Raw genomic sequence first — 24,928 nt, forward strand, 5'->3', positions numbered from 1 at the left:
TCAAATATTAATAGATTAATTCAATCCATCCGGTATAAACACCTGTAAGTCCTTCGAAGTAATACCAATAGGTGCCGCTTGGTAATTTGGTGTTGCCATTGGATTGTCCATACCATTCGTTTTTGTATCCCCCTGTTTTTTTGTATACTTCAACCCCATAGCGATTGAAAATCTTCAAGTTGAGTACACCATAAGGCGTTAAATCCCAGTAATCATTTTTCCCATCTCCATTCGGTGAAATTCCCTTTGGAATTATGCATCCTTCTGTTGTAATGGTAAAGCTATCTTCAAACGTACACACATTTAATGTCGGTTGGTCATATTCTTTTTTGGCGTGGATATAAATTGTTTTAGGCCCATAAAAGAGATGTGGAGCAGCCATTTGATCCAAGGATTCTCCTTCTGCATTTGCTTTCAAATAATAGGTATATCCTTCTGGTAAACTAGGTAATAGAAAAGGCGTACAATCGGTGTTCACCTGATCCGCTATTCTAAATCTTGGTTTAGCATTTAGTGTAATTTCGGAATAGGTAAAACAAGAATTGTCATCGCTTATCCTAACGGTAAGAGTTTGAACTTGGTCATAGGGAAGCAAGTATCTCGCAGGATCTACGATCTCATTGTTTTCGTTTTCAGCATCTTGAAGGCTGGTGAAAAATTGTAACTTAAACGGATCTTTATCTTTGTTTTGAAGTAAGATAGGAATGGTCTGTTCTAGGTTGTACATAATCCCCGTTTCGGTTTCTATACCGCAAAACTCTGAATACACAAAAGAAGTAGGTTCAATACCCAAATCATTTACGGTCAAGGTGAGCGTAGTTTCAACGGGACATTTTCCATTAATCTCCATGTGAATAGTGATCGGTTGACCGCTTGTTTTAAAGGCTGTTGGGTTGGCAATTTGTTGAGGTAGACCATTGACTTGTTCCCAATAGCTGAAAGTAATAGGATTGATATGTCCCTCAGAAAGCTGCGTTTCGAACTTTGTTAAATCAAAAGTGGCCACATTTTTACCAGCTATCACTTCTTGATAGCACAAGGCGTCTTTTAAGGCTTCATCGGGTACTTTAGGTGTTTCATTGGCAATTAACGTAATTTCTATTGTTTTGACAAAAAGTCCATTACTTCTTTTAAATCGTGCGTAAATTTTCTTTATATGATCTTCTACACTTACAGTATAAGGAGAAGGTAAAATATTGGTTGCATTTACATTTCGCGCGTCGTCAATCGACTCAAAGAAGTCAATGATAAAGGTATTGTTGATGTTGTTGATTTCCTCTTTAATCGGTTGTAGATCAAAAACCTCTTTTTTGTCGTGATTGATATCACATATTTCATATGTTTTTCCCAATATATCACAGTTTAACACGGCATCTCCTCCAAAAGAAAGTGTAAATCCAGCGTCTTCTGGTGACCATCGGTTGATGGCAATAAGAATACCATCTCCAGGTTGCACATCGTAATAGCGTACAAAACCAGGTACTGTTGCAGCGCCAGTTCCAGGGCGAACCCCAGGACCTTCACATAACATGGTTTCGGTTAATGATAATCCAATATCGTATAAAGCAGTGTTAACCCCATCGTTTTGAGAACCTCGATCGGATAAACCTAAATTATTGAAATCGGGATTTTGCCAAGAAGCAAAGTCATAGTCGACGGGTCCTTGAGGACTGATGGTAAACGTAAAGGTACTGCCTGATTCTATCTCAACAAAAAATAAGGCAAGGGAACTCGTCAGTGGAGAGAATATGTCACTACAACTGGTATATAAATTGTTGTATGCAGTGTTTTGTGGCGTTTGTCCAACAATTTGCTGATTAGAACAAACTAGAATCACATCCTCTGGGTTTATTCGTTGTGAATGTATTAAATTAGAGCATAATGCTAGTATTAATAGGTAAAAATATTTCATATGGTTATTGTTTTAGGATTGGTTATTTGTAAATATAAGTTAATATTAACTTAAATTTACGATTAAAAGTAGAAAAAAATAAAATATTATTTAGAGTGAAAAATTGTAGGTAATTTTGCTTTCAAATTTTGTACTGTGCAAACAACCATTACTTTAATTACACCACCTTTTACGCAGCTGAATACGCCTTATCCAGCTACTGCTTATATCAAGGGTTTTTTAAATACCCTAAACATTTCGAGTCACCATAGTGACTTGGGAATAGAAGTTATTTTAAAGCTGTTTAGCAAAAAGGGAATGACGCGATTGTTTGATCACATTCACGGCGTTGTAGAAGAAGTAAACGGCAATACCCATCGAATGTTGGCGTTAGAAACAGAGTATATTGCTACGATCGATGCAGTAATAAAATTTTTACAGGGAAAAAATCCCACGTTTGCACATACGATTATAAAGGAAGACTTTTTGCCACGTGCCTCCCGATTCGATCAGCTAGAAGAATTGGAATGGGCCTTTGGGTCCATGGGAATTCAGGATCAAGCCAAGCATTTGGCAACCTTGTATTTAGAAGATATTGCCGATCTCATTGTAGACACCATAGATCCGCATTTTGGCTTTAGCCGTTATGCAGAGCGATTAGGGCGTTCAGCTCATACTTTTGACGAATTATATCATTCGCTCCAACAACCTTTGACCTTTATTGATGAGTTGACGTTGGAGCTCTTAGCGCCTTTAGTGACGGAGACTACTCCCAAAATCGTTGGATTCTCAGTTCCCTTTCCGGGGAATCTCTACAGTGCTTTTCGCTGTGCACAATGGATTAAGCAACACCATCCTGAAATAAAAACCACCATGGGAGGCGGTTATCCAAATACAGAACTTCGTTCGTTGTCTGATGTACGCGTTTTTGAGTTTTTTGATTTTATTACTTTAGACGATGGTGAAGCTCCTTTAGAAAATTTGATTCTATACGTAGAGGGGAAGATCGCTCAAGAGGAATTAAAACGCACGTTTATTTGTCGAAACAAGGAAGTGCTCTACATCAATAATCCATTAAAACGCGATTATAAACAAGCAGAAGTAGGAACGCCAGATTATACTGATCTCAAACTCAATGATTATATTTCGGTTATAGAGGTTGTCAATCCCATGCATCGCATGTGGAGCGATGGACGCTGGAATAAGCTAACTATGGCACACGGATGTTATTGGGGAAAATGTACTTTTTGCGATATCAGCTTAGATTATATTAAGATTTACGAACCTGTAGCAGCCAAGTTGATTGTCGATCGCATGGAGACGTTAATTGAACAAACAGGCGAAACAGGCTTTCACTTTGTAGATGAAGCGGCACCACCTGCCTTGATGCGCGAAGTTGCCTTGGAAATTATCCGAAGAAAAATTACAGTATCATGGTGGACAAATATTCGCTTTGAAAAGAGTTTTACCCGTGATTTGTGCTTCTTGTTAAAGGCTTCTGGCTGTATTGCAGTATCAGGAGGATTAGAAGTAGCCTCTGATCGCTTGTTGAAACTCATTGAAAAAGGAGTGACCGTGGAACAAGTGGCACGGGTGAATCGAAATTTTACAGAAGCTGGTATTCTCGTACACGCCTATTTAATGTATGGATTTCCAACACAAACAGCACAAGAAACCATTGATAGTCTAGAAATGGTACGCCAGTTGTTTGAAGCGGGGATTATGCAATCGGGTTTTTGGCATCAATTTGCGATGACAGCCCATTCTCCCGTAGGAATGAATCCTGAGGAATACAAAGTCATTGCACAGAAAACGGAACACAGCGCTTTTGCCAATAATGATGTGCCCCACGTAGAAATGAATGGAGCTATACACGACAAGTTTTCCTTTGGCTTAAAGAAATCTTTGTTTAACTATATGCACGGCATGTGTTTGGATTGGCCGTTGAATGAATGGTTTGACTTCAAAGTACCCCGTACATCCATTCCGCCTGATTATATTGCGACTTGCTTGGAAAGTGAGCTTTTGCCCACGTACAGAGGAAATCAAAAAATTATTTGGTTAGGGACCTATCCATATAAAGAGTATTTCGAGAAAAAGAAAAAAGGAAATGTTTTTGAGATGGTCAACCTCATCTTTTACACTAAGAATGATACGCTTACGGTTAGTCTGAATCGAGAAGAAGGAGACTGGTTTGCGGCGTTTATTGAAGAATTAAAAGGAAGTACCACACAGACCAAGACCTACCAAGAGATGAAAAATAGTTTTGAAGCTACTTGTTCTACGGACTTTGAACCCTTTTGGTATTCCAAGCCCGTACAACAGTTACGCGAAATGGCTTTGCTCGTGGTTTAAATTTTGCTGCTTTTTTCAAAGCGATATAAACGATATTCTGTATAGAGAATAATTGAAAGAAGACCACCACCAATCAAAATCATTTCAACTAACGTAAAATACATGGAAGGTAAGATAGCAAAGTAAAAAAGCGTATTGACAAGGAGTAGGGTTAGACCAAAAATAAGTAGGAGTTGTCCACTTAGTTTCTGTGAATAATCCCAATTTTCTTGGTTTTTCATGCTACGTGGCGTGCGATATCCTACTGGACCAATTTGCTTACACTGCGGCAGAATAAAAGCGATGGCAAGAAATATAAGGGGTGTAAAAAAGTGGTTAAAAAGAAGGTTATCTGACATATGAAATTGTTTAAGGTGTTAGAATAAATGAAACAAGGGTTGGAACCAATTCAGGATGTAGTGAATAAGAAGGATCCCCATAGCTTTTCATGTTGTCTTCGTCTTTCTCTATTTGTTTTAAGACGTGATTCATATTTTTTAAAGTCGCGCGTTTAGCCTTGGAATTTGCTTGGCTCAGTAAGTCTCCTTGTTTGACAGGAACTTGTAGATCTTTATCCCCATCAATAATCAAGGTAGGTTGTTTTACTTTTTGTATTTGTTCGCTAGGATCATACTTCATCCAAGAAATTAAGTACGGTTGTACGCTAGGACGATATAAAGCCATAAGCATGGGAGGAATATGGTCTACCGTTTCTCCTCTTTTTAATGCGCTATTGATTTCTTTTACCCTTGGACCTAAGATTGGTAGTTGTTGCATGATTTGATCATAAATGATTTGATCAGCAGTTGTGCCTACTCCTGCTAAAGAAACGTACTTTGTAATTGCCGTAGACTTGTTTGCTAGTAGATTAGCTAGTAAAGCACCTTCACTATGCCCCACTAAGGTAATACGAGAATATAGGGGAGCAAAATAATCGACAATCAAGGCTAAATCAGCCACTCCATCTTCGAAACGACTATCTTCTTCTTTAACTTGATTGGCTTTTAATTGAGCGATAATGCGTTTGTCATAGGTAAATACATCCAACGACGCCGTCGACAATGCGGTGGCTAACATTTTATAAGAATCTCCTTTTAATCCAATATGGCTATTGCCATTGCGATTGGTTGGACCCGATCCTGGAACGATAATAACGAGATCGTCGTTTTCCGTCGACCTGCTGTATAAATCGCCAATTAACTGAGAATCAATTGTAATCTCTTTGGTTTGTGGTGCTTGTGCAAACCCCATTAACGCACATAGGGTTGTTAGGAGATAAATAAAGAAGTGAATAAATGCTTTCATATTAATATACTGTTGTTATTAAACGGGTTAATAGATCAACACTTAGAATTAGCACAATAAATACAATAATGTGCAGGGGCTTTTTCATGTGGGTAGCGGTCTTAAAGCCTTGATAGATATAATATCCGAAGCCAACTAAAAGAAGTATAGTAAGTATGCCGGTAATCGCAAGTGGAATAAGAAGTGCTGTTTGACTTGCAAGGGCTTCGGGATCGTTAATATATTGTAGGAGTATTTTTTGTTTTGAACTCAAATATCCATTGACATCAAAAAGGATACAAAGAAATAAAGGAATCCTTGCAAGGGTTACTGTATTAAAAATATCAATGCATCGAGTCTTTGGGTTAATGATACGACCAAAAATATATAATGCAAGAGTCATAATACCAGAACTAATTGCCAAATCAGCAAGCACTTGTAACAAAGTAGGAGGAGCCTGATCAATGTTAGCGATTTGCAAAATAGAAATGGTACGTGAATGCGTGGTCAATTGAACCAAGCAAAAAAGTAGACTAATACCTAGTCCAAAGACTAGTAGTTGCTTTTCTTGAAAATACGTAAAAGGTTTGAGTAAACTGTTTTTCATGTTGGTGGTTAAGGTTGTGTTATAGGTCTTGTAGCGTTTTAATGTGTTCAATCATATCGTCTAATTTGTTTCGAACAGTTGGGTAACTAATGTTCATCTGTTGTGCCATTTGCTTCAAACTACCGCTGTAAAGAAAAAATTGTAAGATAAAGTCTTGCTCCTCTTGTGTCAATTGAGTGAGTAGAGGTAATTCAAATTGTCCTCCTACCGTTGTTTCACAATTTTCACAAGCTAATTGGGTAACGTGAAGCTTATTTGTGCAACTCGGACAATGCGTAGGTAATTTATGTTTTGTTTTCAATTTGTTTAATTTTATTAAAATCTAATTTAATAAAATTAATTTATAAATAAGAAATATGTATATAATAATTACATTTATTTTCGAGTATTTATAGGTTGCTCCTTATAAGAAGGAGACGATTACCTCAATATGAACTAAAAAAGGTGTAAACTAAAAGCTAGTTTACACCTTTTTTAACGTAAGTAAAATAATAATTATCTTAAAAAAAAACCTCTTTCTTGACTAATATAGTAGTAGTGATTTAAAGCAAAGTAAATATTTTCTGGCTGTTGTCATCGTTAGCACAAGAAAGAGGAAGAAATAATAATAATTGAAATTATTTTTGAATATAGTTTTGGTTGATTTTCTGATTTACTTTCTCCAATACAGTTTCTGTATGGATGATGGTGTATAACACACAAAATATATTTGCGGTAATCATTATCGCTTGTTGTGTTTGCAAGGCGTATTCAAATTGAGTTAGCGTAAAATTCAAACATAGTAAGAATAATGACGCCGCTACTAAGGATGAACTACTTGTTCTTTGCGCTACACGCCAGTGCTTATCATCTTTAATTGCATTGTGACTTCTATACCCCACAAGATGCACTTGTTTGTGATGAAAGAGAAAATTTAGGATACCTATGCTACCGAGTAGAATAGGAAATAAATATAGAATAGTCATAATAATATGTTTTTGTTGTTTTTTTGGTATTTGCTAAAATAAACAAAAAATTAACTTAAACTTAATATTTGATGGTAAAAAGTGAGAATTATTTGTTTTTCAATAAATTAAGGTATACCTCCTTGATTATTCTTTTGTTTTTAGTTAAGAGTTGTTTTTATTATTGTTAATTCAATTAAATTGGGTAATTAATATAAGAAGTGTTATAGTCGGTAGGAGGGTGGTAGGGGGACAATTACAAAAAAAAGGCTCACTTACTAGAAGTGAACCCTTAAATATAACTATTTGAAAACAATGAATTTACAGTTTTAAAACCTGCTCCATAAATTTTTCTACTTCTTCCGAAGCAAAGTCCACGCCACCTACAATGCGCTGTATCATATTGCCTTTTTTATCAAAGATAACTGTAGTTGGAATAGAAGAACCTAAATATGTACTAGATATAGATGCAGCTGGAGTATAAACAGGTAAGTCTAAATTACGCTTATCCATAAAAGCTTTTGCCTTGTCGTATTTGCCATCGACATCAACTAGGAGGAAGACTACATCTTTTCCTTTCATTTTATTTTTCAGGGCTTCAATAGAAGGCATTTCCTTTATACAAGGCGGGCACCAAGTCGCCCAGAAATTGACAAAAACCACCTTGCCCTGCAGTGAACTCAACGATACTTTTTTACCAGTAGCATCGAGAAACACTGCATCTGTAGTTGTAGTATTGACTTTAGGAGCAGAATTTTGCTGGGCAAATAGTTGTGTTTGACTCCCTAATCCTAAGGTAATAGCTAAGGCTATTCCCCAAATGGAATGTTTAATTTTTTGTTGTAGTTTCATTTAGTAAAATTATTTTTTTGTGTTTTTCATATCTTCAGAGGGTTTATTGATCACGAGATCAGAGGCTTGTAACGAGCCGAATACCTCGGTGATGCTGTCCATTTGTACGCCCAACTCGACTGGGATTCGCGCTAATTCATCGCCTGTTTTTTTGGTGATCACAAAATTGCCCGACTGCGTATTGAGTATACTCTTTGTTGCAACCCACAGCGTTGGTTGTTTACGTTGTAGGTTTAGTTTCACTTGGGCGTAATCTCCTCCCTGTAGTTTTCGATCCTTATTGTCGATGTCAAATTCTAAGGTAAGAGAACGATCTTTTGAATTGAGTACACCAGATGATCTCGAGAGCTTGGCTGTAAAAACTTCACCGGGATAAGAGCTGATACTAAAAGTTGCGGTAGCAGCTTCAGGAATCGATCCTGCATGTTTTTCAGGAATGGATAAGGTCAGGCGTAACTTGTCATTTTGAGCCATTTCAAAAATCGGTTGATTCGCCGCATTGCCAACTAGCGAGCCTGTAGATAGGTTACGCTGGGTGATAATACCGTCAAAAGGAGCAACAATGCGCAGATAATCTTGCAATTGATTGGCCTGTGCCGTGCTCGCTTTCGCAGATTCAAAAGCAGATTTCGCGCTGTTCATCGAACTTTGTGCCCGATCTAATTCTATTTGAGCTACAGCTCCAGTTGTTTTGGAAGCCTCAACCAAGCGATCGTATACTTGTTTTGCTAAGAGGTAATCACTGTAGGCCTTGTCCTGAATGGAACGGTCAGATAACGCCCGCTGATTCATCTCAGGGGCTTCTAGTAGAGCGAGCAATTGTCCTTTTCTAACATAGTCACCGCGATCGACATAGAGTTGTTTGATGAATCCGCTAACCTTAGCGTGTAAAGCTACTTGTTCATAAGGATTTATTTCCCCTGGTAGGGTAATAGAATACGAAGGATTTAACTCGCGTATTGGAGACGTGCTTAAATCAACTGTAGTTTTGGGTTTTGTTTCCGTTGTTTCTACTGTAGCCTGGTCCTTACATGCCGTTGCTAAAACAGCACTCCCTAATACAACAATAGATAAAATGAAATATCGTTTCATAATTGAGCTATTAAAAATCAAAATTAATGGGTTTCAAGTGAGTGAAATTTACTTTTGGGATCCTCTGGATCGAGCGATGGATCAACTAATGTCGCTTTGTTCATTGTTGAGGTAAAGAAATGAGGCAACAGGAGTAAGATAGTAACAGTAGAGGCGATTAGTCCACCAATAACGGCTTGCCCAAGCGGAGCCACTTGTTCTCCACCATCTCCTAAGCCTAACGACATGGGTAACATACCCGCAATCATTGCTGCAGCAGTCATCAGTACAGGACGCAATCGCGAAGACGCTGCCAAACGGGCCGCATTAACCGTGCGCAATTTCATTTGTTTGCGGTAGTATTCTGCCTGATTAATCAGTAGAACTGCATTGGAAACCGAAACACCAATAGACATAATGATACCCATATAGGATTGCAAATTCAAGGTACTTCCACTGAGGTATAATAGAATCAAACTTCCTGCGATTACAGCTGGCAATACTGATAAAATAACCATAGGCAGTCGGAAAGATTGATAGTAAGCAGATAGCATCAAATAAATCGTAATAACCGCAACACCTAACCCAATAAGTAAATTACCCAAGGTTTCGTCTAGGAGATTCAATGTTCCTTCTGTCCACACAATAGTTCCTCGTGGGGGTTCACCTACACTGGCAATAGCCTTTTTCACCGCTTTGGATGCTGTTCCTAAATCCTTGTCGTGAATATTGGCAATAACAGTTACGTAACGATTCGGACCTTTTCGATTCACTTGAGCGGCTTCATTGACCAGTTTTACTGTGGCTACATCTTCCAATATAGGGCGTAAGCTACCTTTTTTTAGAGGAATCGCTTTGAGTTTTTCCGCACTGTCAATGGTGCCTTCTGGTATTTGTACTTGAACCTGAAATACTAATCCCGAATTGGGATCTACCCATAAGTTTTTGTCCGTATAACGCGTGGAAGAAGTTGCTGTTGCTAAACTTCGAGTCACATCGCTCATCGTTAAACCAAATTGACCAAGTAAATCGCGATTTACCTCAATCTGTAAGGTGGGATAATCTAGGGGTTCTGCAATTCGTATGTCGCGTAAATAAGGAATTTCCTTTAGTTCTTGTTCGATCTTTTTCGCATGACTCTCCGCTATCTTGATTTGTCTAGCGCCAACTTTAACCTCAATCGGCGTCATCGCTCCTTGTCCCATGATTTTTTCTACTAATTCCATCGGTTCGAAGTTGATCAAGACACCAGGCCTGTTTTCGCTAACTTTTGCTCTGATTTCCTCTTTTAATTCCGCAATCGATCCCGTGTACACTTGCTGGTCGATAGCGACTTGTAACACCGCTTCGTGTGATGCATTAGTGAATAAGAATATTGGGTTAATCGGCGTTCCCGAAGGATGCATCCCCACAAAAGAAGACGTAATGGAGATTCCATTTTCTGGCAGTATGCTAGCAATATCACCGATGATCTCTTTCACAATCTCTTCTGTTTTTTCAATTCGACTGCCTTGGGGTGCTTCAATTCGAATTTGGAAATCACCACTGTTAGATGTAGGCATAATATCCGTTCCAATAAATTGAAGTAAAAGCGCAATACAGCCCACAGCAATAACGATATAACCAACAAAAAGCGCGAAGGATCTCTTGTGCCAAACGCGGATAACTTGTGAATATCGCAAGCGGAATCGCTCAAAGAACTTGCGTTGTCTTTTGGTTTTCTTATCGTAAATCTGCAGGTGTTTGTTCTTCATTAACCAGTTGGCTAAAATGGGAACAAAGGTTTGAGAAGCCAAGAAAGAAAAGAACATGGCAAAAGCTACAGCTAAAGATAGCGGCATAAACATGTCTTTGGGAATCCCCGTCATAATAAATGCAGGTGTTAACACCGCAAGAATACACAGTAGAATGAGCAATTTAGGAATGGAAATTTCCAAAAGCGCATCTAAAATGGCCTTAGCTTTTGATTTCCCCATTTCAAAATGCTGGTGTATGTTTTCAATGGTTACCGTGGCTTCATCGACGAGAATTCCTATGGAGAGGGCGAGGCCACTCAAGGTCATGATGTTGATGGTCTGTCCCATGAAGTACAAAGCCGCCACAGCTGATAAAATAGCTACAGGAATGGTCAAGATTACTATAATGGCTCCACGGGTATCTCCCAAGAATAAGAAAATCATTAATCCCGTGAATAAAGCTCCTAAAATCCCTTCGTGAATCAAGTTGGTCAAGGAGCGCTCAATGTATTTAGATTGGTCAAATTCATAGCGAATCGACACGTCTTCAGGTAGCGTATTTTCCAACATTGGCAAAGACGCTTTTAAATTTTTCACCACGTCAATGGTCGAGGCATCTGCTTTTTTGATAATAGGCAAATAAACAGAACGCGTGCCATTGATCAAGGCGTATCCCGTGGTTTGATCCGCCGCATCAATAACTTGAGCTACGTCTTTGACGTAAATGGTTCTATCGGATGTTGTGCGTATAGGAGTATGTAGGAAAACTTCAGGATTATTGGCAATAGAATTGATGGGAGTCATGAAGTTTTGATCTCCAATGCGCAAGTTCCCAGCAGGTGAGGGATGACTGTTTTTGGTGATAGCTAACGTAATTTCTTCCGGACTTAATCCGTTGGCTTGCATGGCATGCGGATCAATATTGACAATGATTGAACGCACGTTTCCTCCAAAAGGTGCAGGAGCTGTAACTCCAGGAATTTCAACAAACATCGGTCTAATTCTAGTTTGTACCATGGTTTGTAATTCCGTAATAGACCGCTGAGGGCTCTCGAATACCAATTGTCCCACAGGCAGAGAGCTCCCATCAAAGCGCACCACCATCGGAGGCACAGCACCTGGAGGTAAGAACCCCATGGCTCGGGATACCTGTGTTGAAACTTCTCCCGCGGCTTGTGCCATGTCAGTTCCAGGATAAAAAGAAAGCTTCATCAAGGTTAACCCTTGTACGCTTTTAAAATCAATGTTTTGTACCCCTCCCACAAAGAGAAGTACTTTCTGAAATTCATTCGCCATAAAACCATCCATATAGGCAGGTGAAAGCCCCCCATAAGGCATAGCAATATAAATCGAAGGAAGTTCTATTTCTGGAAAGATATCGACATTGATTTTCTTAATAGAATTAATCGATAAGAATCCCAAAGCCATTACAATAATAAGAATGACTATAGGTCTTCTTAAGGCAAATCTGATAAGATTCATAAGTAGTCTATATTATAAATTAGTAAATAAAAAGTCGAAGTTGGCCGTTAGTGTTGCAGCAGAAACAAGCTGTAACCAATAGTGTTGGGTGGCTTCAATATGTGTTTTTTCTGCTTGTTCAAGCAACTGTTGAATCTGCAGTAATTCCGTTAAAGTGATTAGACCACTCTTATAGCGCGCCATATACATTACATAGGCTTGTGTGGCTTGTTCTACCGCCTGATGGGTTTGTACGAGCTGTTGTGTTTGCTCTTGAATCTGAATTTGACTCGCTTCGATATTGGCGTGAAGCGCTTGTTCATACGTACTGTATTTTTTCTCCGCGCTTTCTGCTTGTTTTCTCCGCGCGTGTTTTTTGTGTTGATTTGTAAATAAAGAAGAGAAATTCCAAGTTAATCCAATGCCTACTAGGTAGTTATCAACCGAATTTGAAAAACCATCCTTCCATTTATCCGATACGGTTTCTGCCTGAATACCCGTACCTCTAAGGGCATAGCCCCCGAGTAGTTTGATGCTAGGTAAGGACGCTCTACCAATAGATTTGCTACTGTGTTCAAAATAAGAAGCTTGTTGTTTGTATTGTTGTAAAATAGGGTGGTCCACACTTTCAGTAGCTTCAAGGACTGATTCCTGTAGTAGCGCATGCGTCAAGAAGCGCTGTACCGCTATAGAATCAATGGGTACTAAAGATTCGCCTACAAGTTCTACTACTGCAATATGGGCTGCTTGTTTGGTACCTGTCCAAAATTTTTGCTGTCCCGCAGCTTGTAAATAAGAAGCATGAGCCAGTAAATTGTCTGCCTCTGGTTTTAATCCCGATAAGGCTAAACTATTGGTTATCCCTTCTATATTTTTTAAACGAGCCGCATTTTTACTCATCCATTCGAAATTAGCTGTCGCATATAAATTTTTAATATGGCGAAGGGCTAATTCCTTTTTTAGCTCTACCACATAGAGCTCCTTTTGTGCAATAGATTGGTTGTGCTGCGCTGAGGCAGCTTTGTTTTCTTGTACTTGTTTTCCAAAGGCAAAAACCTCCCATTCTATGACGGCCGATCCAAACGTATTAAATGTTTGATCACTGCCATCAAGTAAATTTGGATTTCCACTGACGTTAAAAAAACCAGGTTGTGGAAAAAATGCCCCATTACTCCCCTCAAAAGTACCATAAGAGTTTTGGGCCTGAAATTTTAATTGGGGTAAAGCTTGACTTTTTACGGCTTGTTTTTGGCTAGCAGTGGACGCAACCAATGCCTCTTGTGCTTGTAAACCAGGATAATTATGCTCTACTTTTTGCCATAAGCTACCCAAAGTTGCCACTGGATGTTCCTGTGCCTGTACCGTAATACATACGCAGGTCAACCACAGCAATGTAGCCGAACGAAAATTCGTTTTCATGTGAAATAGAATTGAAGGAGACCTAAGCATATAGACCTCTTAGTTGTTGAATTGTTTGAACGCTAGATACTAGCTATCGTATAGGTGAGCTTTTCACAGCTTACACTACACTAATCAGTAAAAACAATAACAATCAAATTCTGAGATTCTGAAACTCGATAAATAGAGGCAGTTTGCCCTGAAATTGGGAAGTATCTTTGTATAACGGGTGATTGTTTGTATCGCCAGTTATGCGAAAACCAAAAAATAAAAATAACAAAGTAGAAACGAAAAGCGCCACAAACGGATTGGCAATATCCCAACCTGCTTGTTGTAAAAGCGAAGCATTGTCATCTTGTATAACATTTTGCTGACAGTTGCGTTCTGTTACTGTTGTATGTTTTTTTGCTTTATTGGTTTTTATGCGTTGTTCGATGGAAACAGCATCATCATGAAGTAAATGTGCCAAACTTGTCTGCATTGAACAAGTAGAGAAAATAAGCCATACCGCACAAAATAAAGCCAAGGCTTTGTACGTTTTTTGTAGTGTGCTATGTAATGCGTTTATTTTCATATGGAGACAAACATATAATATTTCAAATATAAATACAAGATTTTTATCGTTTAAGTGTTGAATGAAATACGTCAAGCGTGAATGCTTAATCCTTTAGCACGAAAGCTTACATACAAGCGCTTATTTTTACTTTTTTGGTACACCTTTTGCATAGTAGTATGTAGCTTGCTGTAGTTGAATATCGCCTAAAGCAAAATACGGAATAGGAAAAATGCTAGCTACTGTAAGCAGGTAAGTAAAAAAAGAAAATCAACAAAGGCGCGAATACTTACTTCCAGAAAGATAAAAAAAGGTCTCTTCGGTCCTGTAAACCGAAGGATTAAATATCTTTCTGATAAGTTAGACGTAGCGGACGAGTTTTAATTCTATATCTATAAATCAATTTTGGAAAATAGTCATCACCTAGTGTGGTGGCTATTTTTTTGTTTCCACAGAAGAGCGTACGATCAATAAGGAAAAAGAATATATTTGTTCATTATAAATCACCTATTTCATATGGAGAGCTTTAGCAACCGACAGATTAAAAATTCACAACTGCCAGAAATAACTGCTGTACAATTTGAACCGCTTCATGCGAAATACAAACAGGTAATGTTAATTACAACATTCGCAATTGTATTGATTCTTGTTGCAGTAGGCGCTTCGGGGTTTTATTTACCACTAAATGAAGAGCAAGCCCTATTAGTAGCGTACAAAGAAATGATACTGATAGGCAGCATCGTATTGGCTGTAAGCCTAGCGGTGTTGCGAATGGCAGGTGTTCATAAAAAAGGATATGTAGTTAGAGAACACGACATTATGTACAAAACCGGGTTAATCAACCAAAAACAAATTATCATTCCATTTAATCGCGTACAACACGTCGAAATTTACGAAGGATTTTTACTGCGCTTATTTGGCTTGTGTCAAATTGAATTCTTTACGGCAGGGGGAAATTTAGGCGATCTCAAAATTCCAGGATTGTTGTTGCATGAAGCAGATAAGATCAAAGCCTTTGTTATCGAGCAAGTGTTGCCCCTATCAGAAGAAACAACTCAAGCTCCTGAGGTAAACCTTAATTCAGAAGGCGAATGAATTTCTTTGTCCCAAATAAACAAGCACCCATAGGAATTGTCGTTAATTTCGTCTATGGATTACAAAAATTAGTGCGGGCCTTTTTTCCGTTGCTCATTCTAATGCTGTTGCGCGTAACCAAAGGCGAATGGACATCAATCATACCCTGGATTGTATTGAGTATACTTGCTTTTTTTGTTGTGGTACTCCTCATTGCCTATTTGAATTATCGCAATTTTACCTTTCACATCGAAAAGGAAACAGAATCTTTTGTTGTTCAAAAAGGGATTTTTAATAAAACGAAATCGACTATTAAATTAGCTAAAATTCAGCAAGTAAATATCAATCAGACATTTATCAATAAATTGTTGGGGATCTATTCGATCGAAGTAGATTCTGCGGGTAGTGTTGCCAAAGAAGGAATCATCAAATCTGTTTCTCACGAAGTAGCACAAGCCTTAAAACAAACCCTACTCACGTATAAAGAAAATGTAATCCAATCCACCGAAAGTACAAACAATCCATCAGTAGAACACCCAACGGTTTCCCCTAGAGATGTTCGCCATATTAGCATTGGAACCCTATTAAAAGTTGGTGCAACAACCAATTACCTCTATACGATGGGAATTGTTTTGCTATTCGCCAATTCCTTAGTATACGAAGGATCTAAATTTTTTGAAGATTCACTTGACGATGAGGCTATTGATGCCTTTTTGGAGGAACGAGTGACCTTGTATGTGGGATTAGTTGTGATGCTATTCTTTTTAGCTGCCATTTTTGTGGCTAATATTATCCGTACGGTGGTTAAGTTTTACAACTATAAAATGGTTGTACAGCACCAAAGCCTGTTTTTATCATACGGATTACTACAAACAAAAAGCACAATCATCAAGCCTTCTCGCGTGCAGTTGGTGAAAATTGTCCGCAATTACTTTCAGAAATTATGGGGAATCGCAGGATTTAAAATTCATCAAGTTTTTGGCAAAGAATCGTTAAATCAAAAAACAGCACTAGAAATTCCTGGTTGCTCCAATGAAGAGACCAAGGAGTTTTTTGAAATGATTTTTAACAAACCCCTTGAATTAGAAGGAACCACCCTCAAACATAACTATCGTTATTTTGGTTTTCGCTTTTTCCTCTTGGCGTGTATTCCCGTTGCGTTGTTTTTGCTTTTTATTTCTGATGCTGTAGAAGATACGTGGAAATTTTCTAGCGCAGCAACCTATTTTGCGATAGTAACTTTATTGATTTGGCGCTCTTTTAAAATTGGTCGTCTAATCATTACCCCTAATTTTATCGTGGTGAAATCAGGGGTATGGGATATTACCCACACTATAGTAGAACCACACAAAATTCAAAAGATTGTCTTGTCTCAACTATGGTGGCAAAAATCGGCCAATGTAGGAAGCTTAACCCTATTTACCGCTGGTGGCATGGTGAGTTTTAATACTTCTGATTACAATCAATTGAAACAGCTAAAAGACCAATGGCTATACGAAATAGAAAGTAAAAATAAGGCTTGGATGTAGGGAGTAGTTTACAGCTGGCAGTAAACAGTAAAATAACATAAAAAAAATTGTCCTTTTGGAGTAAAAGGACAATTTACAATTATTCGTTTGCTTTCGCTTCTTCTTTTTTTCTTTCTTGGATGAATTCATTCAAACTCTTTCCGTATTTGTGATTCACGATCTCAGGAGATAAGGAGTTGTAAATGGTGTCCAAGTATTTGATGTTGCGGTCATACAGCTCTGTTAGGGCGATATAAGGTGCAACGTCAGAGTTTTTGTTGTTCAACGCAAAGTTGATGGCATTTAAAAACAGACGGCCTGTCAGTTTCTTGTTTACCTCTTGCAAGCTGTCCAAGCTTGCGGTATTATTCGTCTTTTGTGCCTCAAAAAGCGATACGTACAACTCGTTTTGACGATCAGTAATAAGCGCTCTTGACTTTAAATATTCATTGTAAAGCTCATTGCTTTGTGATCCGCTTACTTTTGCGTCTTTAAAAAAGTTTTTCAACGTCGTTTCAATGGTCATAGTCCCCGGTTCTGCGAAGAATGACAGTTGGTTGTCTATCGAACTGCTGTGCCCACGATCTAAAGATAAAAACAACATTTCCGGTGATTCCAAATGGTGTTTGAAGGTAAAATTAGAAGATTTACCATCAACAACCAACGAATCAAGAACCACAAATGTCGTGTCTTGAACGTGGTATAAGAAAACTTTTCCTTGTTTTAAACCATCTACTTTTCCAGTGATCGTTAAGTTTTCAGTTCCTTTTGTGTCTTTGCCACAAGCGGCAAATAGGGAAGCAATAACTAGAGCTGCACCCAAATACTTTCTTATCATATACTACTTAAATAAATCTAAACCAGGAATATTAGGCATACCATCTTTAGCTGCTGCTGCTAATTCTGCTTCGTGAATAGTAGTCGCTTTTTCTATCGCTCTATTCAATACCATTACGAGGTAATCCTCTAATTGTTCTTTATCTTCCATTAGTTCATCCGAAATGGATATAGAACGGATAGTTCTGTTTGCCGTCAACGTAACGTGAAGCAAATCATCATTACTCTTGTCATCAATTAGAATGGTGTCTAATCTCTTTTTCGTTTCTTCAATTTTAGCTTGGGTCTCTTGTAATTTACCCATCATTCCCATTAAATCGCCAAACATAATATATAAATTAAAATTTTTCTGCCACAAAAATAGTATATTCTTTTCAAGTTTTGTTTCAAATGTGAGTGAAGACCAAATTATTTTTAGCTGATCTTTCGGTGAAAATTAATGTACAATAAGAGATGTCGTTTTTATAATTCGTATTTTTGAACGTACACGATCCGTAAATAATAAAAATATGAAAGAAGAGTTTTTAGCCATAGACGTACAACAGCATAGAGCAAACAAAAGGTTTGAATTAACGGTGGACGGATATACTGCTTTTATTGATTATAAAGAGGAGGCAGAACGCATTCATTTAACTCATACAGAAAGCCCAGAAGCCCTAGCAGGGCGTGGCGTTGCAACGGCCTTAATTGAGAAAACCCTACAGTTTATTGAAACGCATAACAAAAAGGTGATGCCGTATTGTCCCTTGGTGTTTGCATTTATTAAAAAAAATCCAGCATGGAAGCGCTTGGTAGACCCTAGTTTCCCTGCTTATGATAAATTATAAATAACAGGATAATGGAAAAGAAAAAGAAAGTTATCGGATTTGGAGCAAGTATTTCTTCAACGTCCATCAACAAAAGCTTTGCCTCTTATGCGTTAGAGTTTTTTAAAGAAGATGAGGTTGAATTGATCGACTTAAATGATTATTTAGTGCCTATTTTCTCTGTAGATTGCGAAAAAGAAAATTGCCCTGAAGAAGCAAAAGCTTTTTTAGCCAAACTCAAAGAAGCTGATGTGTTGATTTGTTCCATGGCAGAACACAATCGCAATTGGACTACAGCATTTAAAAACTTGTTTGATTGGTGCTCGCGATTGGACCTCAAACTCTTGCAAAATAAACCCATGTTGTTGCTATCCACTTCACCAGGAGGATATGCCGCACAAAATGCACTAAATATCGCTAAAACAATATTTCCCGCTTTCGGAGGTAATATCGTACAAACTTTTTCATTGCCTAAATTTCACGAGAATTTCGCTGCTGAACAAGGTATTATACCCGATGAATTACGCATGGAATTTGAACAAGCGCTAGCACAATTCAAAGAAAAAATAAAAGAAGTAAACTAAACATAGAAAAGAGATAGGGAAATACGCTATCTCTTTTTTGTTAGTATGCTGTTAAATGTACATTCATAGCCCAAAAAGTATGAATATATTTGAATACTAGATGCAACAAAATAAACTAGCGCAACCAAAACTCTACATGATGGCTCAAACTAAACCTCAAACTTTAACGCTGCACACTTTTGACTTTGCACAAGAGTATGTTTTGGAAAATGACCGCGTAAAATTGATTCCTTTAAGTGAAAAATATGCCGCAGATTTGCTGTACTATGCCTTACACGAATCGGATATTTGGCACTTTTCCTCAGACAAACCTACAACCAACGAAAACATGATCCTCTATATCAAAGCAGCTTTGGCTATGCGAAAGGAAAAACAGGGCTATGCCTTTGTAGTATGGGATAAAAAACAAAATAAAATCGTCGGTTCCACCCGGTATTACCGCATGGATTTGCGCAATAAAGTAAGTGCAATTGGCTATACCTGGTATGGAAAAACAGCCCAAGGAACAGGAGTGAATAAAAATTGCAAGTATTTGTTGTTTGAGTTTTTATTCGAAAAAGCGCATTTTGAACGCGTAGAGTTTGAAGCAGATAATGAAAACAAACGCAGTTTAGCTGCCATCAAAAGTTTGGGGTGTACGCAAGAAGGAATTTTGCGAAAAAACAAAATCCGAACGGATGGCACAAGACGAGATAGTGCCGTATTTGGCTTGTTGAAAGAAGAATGGTTGAAAGAGGCCAAAAAAAATCTACAAGCAAAATTGTAAAGCTGTCGAATTTTTACAGGGGAAACTAAGCGCTTTAATCTTGGTGAAGCCCATTAAAAACTAGTATTTTTGTATTTTAAATAATAAAAATGAACGAATCTATTCAAGCTCCAGTAGCAAAAAAAATAGCGCGTGAATTAACCGCGCACCAGCATACCCGAGTAGACAATTACTTTTGGTTAAACGACAGAGAAAACCCTGATGTAATTGCTTACCTAAATCAAGAAAAAGCCTACTATCAAGCAGCTACACAACACACAAAACCCCTACAAGAAGCCCTGTTTCACGAGATGAAAAACCGCATCAAGGAAGATGATTCATCTGTGCCCTATTTTTACAACGGGTATTACTATATTACGCGTTTTGAACAAGGGAAAGATTATCCCATTCACGCGCGTAAAAAAGGAAGCTTAGAGGCAGCTGAAGAAATTATGTTCGACTGTAATGAAATGGCCGCCCCCTATGCGTATTTCCACTTGAGGGGAATTACGGTTTCCGAAGACAACCAATGGGTCGCTTATGGCGTAGATACGGTTTCGCGCAGAGAATATACCCTATACGTGAAAAACCTACTGACAGGAGAAACTCTAGATTTAGCCATTCCCAATACCACAGGAGCTTCTACTTGGGCAAGTGATAATAAAACACTTTTTTATTCGCGTAAAGATACCGTAACCCTGCGTTCAGATAAAATCTACAGACATGTAATCGGAACCTCTTTGGCGGAGGATGTGCTAGTGTATCACGAAAAGGACGATACTTTTGACACCTTTATTTACAAAGAAAAATCGAGGAAATACCTGGTTATCGGAAGCGAAAGCACCCTGACTAGCGAGTACCGCATTGTAGAAGCAAACAATCCTACAGGAGATTTTAGAATCTTCCAAAAAAGAGAGCGTGGCGTAGAGTATGGGATTTCTCATTATGACAATCGATTTTATATCTTAACCAACAAAGACAATGCCGATAACTTTAAATTGATGTCTTGTCCAGAAACACAAACATCTAGCGCGTATTGGGAAGAATTAATTCCTCATCGCGAAGATGTGCTGTTAGAAGGAGTAGATATCTTTAGAGATTATTTGGTGATTTCTGAGCGATCTAACGGATTACCACACATTAAAATTCAACCGTGGAAAACAGGTGAACAAGCCTATTACCTGCCTTTTCAAAGCGAAACGTATAACGCACAAGCACAGATTAATGCCGACTTCGAAACGGAGAAATTTAGATTTGTATATCAATCGTTGAACACCCCTTCTTCGGTGATTGATTTTAATATGCGTACCCAAGAAAAAGAGATTCTAAAAGAACAAGAAGTGTTGGGTGACTTTGATAAAAATAACTACATTGAAGAGCGAATTTGGGCAACGGCTAAGGATGGGGTAAAAGTGCCAATTTCCATGGTCTACCGAAAAGGTATGGAACGCAACGGAAAAAATCCTTTCTTGTTATATGCTTATGGTTCTTATGGAATTACCATGGAACCCTATTTCTCCACGACGCGTTTGAGCTTGTTGGATCGCGGTTTTGTGTATGCGATTGCACATGTACGCGGAGGAGAAGACATGGGACGCGATTGGTATGAAGACGGAAAACTATTGGTAAAGAAAAATACGTTTACCGATTTTATCGCCTGCTCTGAATACGTGATTGAACAAGGCTATACCTCCCAAGAACACCTATTTGCTGAAGGAGGATCTGCCGGGGGAATGTTGATGGGAGTAATCGCTAATGAACGCCCCGATTTATACCAAGGTATTATCGCACAAGTTCCTTTTGTCGATGTGGTAACAACAATGCTAGACGACAGTATACCATTGACCACAGGCGAATATGACGAATGGGGAAATCCCAACGAAAAGTTGTACTATGACTATATGTTGTCGTATTCTCCTTATGACAATGTAAAAGCACAAGCGTATCCTAATATGTATATCTCTACGGGATTACACGATTCACAAGTGCAATATTGGGAACCCGCAAAATGGGTTGCCAAGTTGAGAGATACGAAAACAAACGACAAGCAATTGTATTTTGATATCAATATGGATACTGGACATGGAGGTGCTTCAGGGCGATTTGAATCGCTCAAAGAAGTAGCCAAAGAGTTTGCTTTTATGTTTGACTTGGAAGGAATTAAACACTAAAAAAATAATAATTCATACCTTTGTTTAGAATATGTGCTGTTCTAAATGCGGTAAAAAATAAATAGAAAAATGAAACAAGAAATCCAAGCTTATGATAATGTGATTTCCCTAGTAGGACAAACACCTTTAGTGAAATTAGAAAAGGTTACTGCTTCATTGGCAGGACATTTTTACGGAAAAGTAGAAGCTTTTAACGCAGGACAATCTGCAAAAGATCGAATTGCCCTGCATATTATTGAAACAGCTGAGAAAAAAGGAATCTTAAAACCAGGAGGGACCATCGTAGAAACAACGTCGGGAAACACGGGATTTAGTATTGCAATGATTAGCGCTATCAAAGGATATAAGTGTATTCTTTCGGTTAGTGATAAATCTTCTCCAGACAAAATCGATATGCTAAGAGCAATGGGAGCAAAAGTATACGTTTGTCCAGCAAATGTTGCCGCAGACGATCCCCGATCGTATTATGAAGTAGCCAAACGCGTCCATGAAGAAACACCTGGCTCAATTTATATTAATCAATACTTTAATGCCTTAAATACAGAAGCACATTATTTGTCTACAGGACCTGAAATTTGGGAACAAACGAAAGGGCAAATTACTCATTTTGTATGTTGTTCAGGAACAGGGGGGACAATCTCAGGAACTGCGCGTTTTCTAAAAGAGAAAAACCCAAATATCAAAGTATTAGGTGTTGATGCCTACGGCTCGGTGCTAAAAAAATACCACGAAACAGGTGAATTAGATCCAAACGAAATTGCTCCCTATAAAATTGAAGGGTTAGGGAAAAATCTAATCCCTTCAGCTACAGATTTCACAGTGATCGATCAGTTTGTCAAAGTAACAGATAAAGATGCTGCTCTAGTGGCAAGAGAATTAGCACGTACGGAAGGTTTGTTTTTAGGGTATACCTCTGGAGCCGTGCTTCAAGCAACACGTTTGTACGCAGAACAAGGAATGTTTGATGAAAATAGCGTAGTAGTTATGCTGTTTCCTGATCACGGTTCTCGCTATATGAGCAAAATTTACAGCGATGAGTGGATGAATCAACAAGGTTTTCTCGATGAGAATGAACCCAAAAATGAAATAAACTACATTAAGTAATACAAGAAAAGGCTGTTTTGATTCAAAACAGCCTTTTTACTTTCAGATTAAGGGGTTATCAGAAAGAAGTCGAGATAGTCTAAACTAGTTGGACTTTTTACTTTACCTTTTAGGTAATTACTTTAAAAGGATTATATTTTATTGTCTTTTTTAGTATAAGATCAAACAAATGTAGGTAAAAAAAATAAATAAAAAACGAATGCAATTTAAAATGTTGTTAAAAATATATGGTATTTGTTTTTTATTCTGTATTTGAGTGAATTATGGTGTATTCTACCGAAAAGTTCACACTTTTTCTGATAATAAAACGAATTAATGCAATTCTTCTAGAGGACTGTTCTCTTCGATCTCTATTTCTTGAAATGCCTTACTGTTGTGAATTAATCGAAGGCTGTCCGCCCGAAGATTGCGCAAAACAACTTTTTTGTTTAAATCACTGTATTTGCCTATAACTTTTTGGAGGATATCCAAAGCGGACATATCAGCAATATGTGATTCTTTAAAGTCAATAATAATACAGTTTGGATCCTCTTGAGGAACAAATTTTTCCGCAAAGGCAGTGGTGCTTCCAAAAAAAAGGGGGCCATAGATCTCGTATATTTTGTTTCCCTTTTCATCCCAAGATTTTCGTGCACGTATGCGCTTTGCGTTGTCCCAAGCAAAAATTAAAGCCGATACAATTACTCCTACCAACACCGCCAAGGCTAAATTATGGGTGAATACAATAAGTCCCGTAACGAGAAATAAAGTAAAAATGTCGGAAACAGGCATTTTGGTAATCAACCGAAAAGAAACCCATTCAAAAGTAGAAAGGGCCACAACCATCATCACCCCAACAAGAGCTGCTAAGGGAATTTGTTCAATAATCGTGCCTCCAAATAAAATAATGAACAAAATGGTGAGGGCTCCCAAGATGGCAGCAAGCCTTGTTTTAGCACCAGCTCCTATATTCACTAGGGTTTGTGCAATCATCGCACAACCTCCCATTCCACCAAAAAGACCATTGACAATATTAGCGCCTCCTTGCGCCATAGCTTCTCTGTTACTGTTACCCTTCGTATTGGTCAATTCATCTACAATATTGAGTGTCAATAAAGATTCGATTAAACCCACACCTGCCATAACCGCAGAAAAAGGCAGAATAATTTTCAGCGTTTCCCAAGTAAAAGGAACATCAGGCAGATGAAAATGAGGCAAGGAGCCACTGACGGAGGCAATGTCTACTACTTTTTTGGTGTCTAACTGCAAGAAAAAGACAAGCAGGGATATACTTATAATCGCAACTAAAGAAGCGGGAACTTTTGTTGTCCATTTAGGAAATAACCAAACAATACCAATGGTCAAAGCGGTCAGTCCTAACATATAATATAAGGATTCTCCGGTTAACCAGGTGGTTGTTCCAGCTGTGGTAACTTGGAACTGTGCGATTTGTGCCATAAAAATGATAACTGCTAATCCATTTAGAAACCCGTACATCACCGGTTGAGGAATGAGTCGAACAAATCGCCCCAATTGGCACACACCCACCAGGAATTGAAGGATACCCGCAACAACAACCGCAGCAAATAGGTATTCCACCCCGTGAAGAGAGGCTAAGGCAATTAAGACAACAACTGTTGCTCCTGCACCTCCAGAAACCATCCCAGGTCTACCGCCAAAAATAGCCGTAATAATGCCCATCAAAAAGGCAGCATACAACCCCGTAAGCGGACTTAAACCCGCGAGAATGGCAAAGGATAACGATTCAGGAATCATGGTCATCGCCACAGTTAATCCTGCGAAAATCTCATTTTTAAAGTTGATTTCCTTATATGTTTTATTCGAGAAGAAAGACGCTGCTATCATACTGCTAAAAAATACCGCAAAAATAAGATTTTATTTGACGTATAAGACCGATTTTCAAGGGGAAGAACAGAAAAGAAGTAGACTATACGTAAAAATTATACGAAACGTAAAGGAAAATAGAAT

At 38.2% G+C, this 24,928-nt stretch carries 22 protein-coding genes; 8 read left to right on the forward strand and 14 right to left on the reverse strand.

The window, feature by feature from the left end:
* Positions 1–7: 7 nt before the first annotated feature.
* Complete coding sequence (locus H4K35_RS09220; protein ID WP_182627243.1) at positions 8–1,912, reverse strand: gliding motility-associated C-terminal domain-containing protein; 1,905 nt, start codon at positions 1,910–1,912, stop codon at positions 8–10.
* A gap of 135 nt (positions 1,913–2,047) precedes the next feature.
* Here H4K35_RS09220 and H4K35_RS09225 point away from each other — a divergent pair, with 135 nt between their 5' ends.
* Complete coding sequence (locus H4K35_RS09225; protein WP_182627245.1) at positions 2,048–4,246, forward strand: radical SAM protein; 2,199 nt, start codon at positions 2,048–2,050, stop codon at positions 4,244–4,246.
* On the opposite strand, the gene H4K35_RS09230 is transcribed toward H4K35_RS09225, so the two are convergent.
* The 10 genes from H4K35_RS09230 to H4K35_RS09275 form a co-directional block, all read right to left on the reverse strand.
* Positions 4,243–4,584: an SdpI family protein gene (locus tag H4K35_RS09230; RefSeq protein WP_255492416.1), complete on the reverse strand. Its 342-nt coding sequence runs from the start codon at positions 4,582–4,584 to the stop codon at positions 4,243–4,245. The two genes, H4K35_RS09225 and H4K35_RS09230, sit on opposite strands and share 4 nt — an antisense overlap.
* Positions 4,585–4,594: 10 nt before the next feature.
* Complete coding sequence (locus H4K35_RS09235; RefSeq protein WP_182627247.1) at positions 4,595–5,530, reverse strand: alpha/beta hydrolase; 936 nt, start codon at positions 5,528–5,530, stop codon at positions 4,595–4,597.
* 1 nt (position 5,531) lies between these two features.
* Entirely contained in the window at positions 5,532–6,116 is a 585-nt protein-coding gene (locus H4K35_RS09240) for a hypothetical protein (protein WP_182627249.1), read from the reverse strand.
* A gap of 19 nt (positions 6,117–6,135) precedes the next feature.
* Positions 6,136–6,417, reverse strand: coding sequence for a DUF2089 domain-containing protein (locus tag H4K35_RS09245; RefSeq protein ID WP_182627251.1), 282 nt, complete (start codon positions 6,415–6,417; stop codon positions 6,136–6,138).
* Between the two features lie 316 nt (positions 6,418–6,733).
* A complete protein-coding gene (locus tag H4K35_RS09250) occupies positions 6,734–7,081 on the reverse strand; it encodes an SdpI family protein (protein ID WP_182627252.1) in 348 nt (115 codons plus the stop codon).
* Between the two features lie 300 nt (positions 7,082–7,381).
* Positions 7,382–7,912: a TlpA disulfide reductase family protein gene (locus tag H4K35_RS09255; RefSeq protein ID WP_182627254.1), complete on the reverse strand. Its 531-nt coding sequence runs from the start codon at positions 7,910–7,912 to the stop codon at positions 7,382–7,384.
* Between the two features lie 9 nt (positions 7,913–7,921).
* Entirely contained in the window at positions 7,922–9,004 is a 1,083-nt protein-coding gene (locus H4K35_RS09260; protein WP_182627256.1) for an efflux RND transporter periplasmic adaptor subunit, read from the reverse strand.
* Positions 9,005–9,027: 23 nt separating this feature from the next.
* A complete protein-coding gene (locus tag H4K35_RS09265; protein WP_182627258.1) occupies positions 9,028–12,201 on the reverse strand; it encodes an efflux RND transporter permease subunit in 3,174 nt (1,057 codons plus the stop codon).
* 12 nt (positions 12,202–12,213) lie between these two features.
* Complete coding sequence (locus H4K35_RS09270) at positions 12,214–13,599, reverse strand: TolC family protein (protein WP_182627260.1); 1,386 nt, start codon at positions 13,597–13,599, stop codon at positions 12,214–12,216.
* A gap of 133 nt (positions 13,600–13,732) precedes the next feature.
* Positions 13,733–14,152, reverse strand: a complete 420-nt coding sequence (locus tag H4K35_RS09275; RefSeq protein WP_182627262.1) for a hypothetical protein — start codon at positions 14,150–14,152, stop codon at positions 13,733–13,735.
* 495 nt (positions 14,153–14,647) lie between these two features.
* Between H4K35_RS09275 and H4K35_RS09280 the strand changes: the two genes are divergently transcribed.
* A complete protein-coding gene (locus H4K35_RS09280; RefSeq protein ID WP_182627264.1) occupies positions 14,648–15,226 on the forward strand; it encodes a PH domain-containing protein in 579 nt (192 codons plus the stop codon).
* Positions 15,223–16,734: a PH domain-containing protein gene (locus H4K35_RS09285; RefSeq protein WP_182627266.1), complete on the forward strand. Its 1,512-nt coding sequence runs from the start codon at positions 15,223–15,225 to the stop codon at positions 16,732–16,734. The genes H4K35_RS09280 and H4K35_RS09285 overlap by 4 nt, the downstream gene beginning before the upstream one ends.
* 79 nt (positions 16,735–16,813) lie before the next feature.
* Here H4K35_RS09285 and H4K35_RS09290 read toward each other — a convergent pair whose 3' ends face one another.
* Together H4K35_RS09290 and H4K35_RS09295 are read right to left on the reverse strand one after the other, a co-directional pair.
* Positions 16,814–17,551 (reverse strand): DUF4369 domain-containing protein, encoded by a 738-nt coding sequence (locus H4K35_RS09290; protein WP_182627268.1) that lies wholly within the window; start codon positions 17,549–17,551, stop codon positions 16,814–16,816.
* A 3-nt stretch (positions 17,552–17,554) separates the two neighbouring features.
* On the reverse strand, positions 17,555–17,878 hold the full coding sequence (locus tag H4K35_RS09295) for a YbaB/EbfC family nucleoid-associated protein (RefSeq protein ID WP_182627269.1): 324 nt from the start codon (positions 17,876–17,878) through the stop codon (positions 17,555–17,557).
* Positions 17,879–18,059: 181 nt separating this feature from the next.
* On the opposite strand from H4K35_RS09295, the gene H4K35_RS09300 reads away from it, so the two are divergent.
* The 5 genes from H4K35_RS09300 (at position 18,060) to H4K35_RS09320 (ending at position 22,960) form a co-directional block, all read left to right on the forward strand.
* Entirely contained in the window at positions 18,060–18,377 is a 318-nt protein-coding gene (locus tag H4K35_RS09300) for a GNAT family N-acetyltransferase (protein WP_182627271.1), read from the forward strand.
* 11 nt (positions 18,378–18,388) lie between these two features.
* On the forward strand, positions 18,389–18,940 hold the full coding sequence (locus H4K35_RS09305) for an NADPH-dependent FMN reductase (RefSeq protein WP_182627274.1): 552 nt from the start codon (positions 18,389–18,391) through the stop codon (positions 18,938–18,940).
* A 100-nt stretch (positions 18,941–19,040) separates the two neighbouring features.
* Positions 19,041–19,706 carry a GNAT family N-acetyltransferase gene (locus H4K35_RS09310; protein ID WP_255492417.1) on the forward strand — a complete coding sequence of 222 codons (666 nt, stop codon included), beginning with the start codon at positions 19,041–19,043 and terminating at the stop codon, positions 19,704–19,706.
* A gap of 89 nt (positions 19,707–19,795) precedes the next feature.
* Complete coding sequence (locus H4K35_RS09315) at positions 19,796–21,856, forward strand: S9 family peptidase (protein ID WP_182627276.1); 2,061 nt, start codon at positions 19,796–19,798, stop codon at positions 21,854–21,856.
* 69 nt (positions 21,857–21,925) lie between these two features.
* Positions 21,926–22,960, forward strand: coding sequence for a PLP-dependent cysteine synthase family protein (locus H4K35_RS09320; RefSeq protein ID WP_182627278.1), 1,035 nt, complete (start codon positions 21,926–21,928; stop codon positions 22,958–22,960).
* Between the two features lie 312 nt (positions 22,961–23,272).
* Here the strand turns inward: H4K35_RS09320 and H4K35_RS09325 are convergent, their stop codons facing one another.
* A complete protein-coding gene (locus H4K35_RS09325) occupies positions 23,273–24,805 on the reverse strand; it encodes a SulP family inorganic anion transporter (protein WP_182627279.1) in 1,533 nt (510 codons plus the stop codon).
* Between the last annotated feature and the right edge of the window lie 123 nt (positions 24,806–24,928).

This window comes from Myroides sp. NP-2 (assembly GCF_014145665.1).
Taxonomy (GTDB): domain Bacteria; phylum Bacteroidota; class Bacteroidia; order Flavobacteriales; family Flavobacteriaceae; genus Flavobacterium.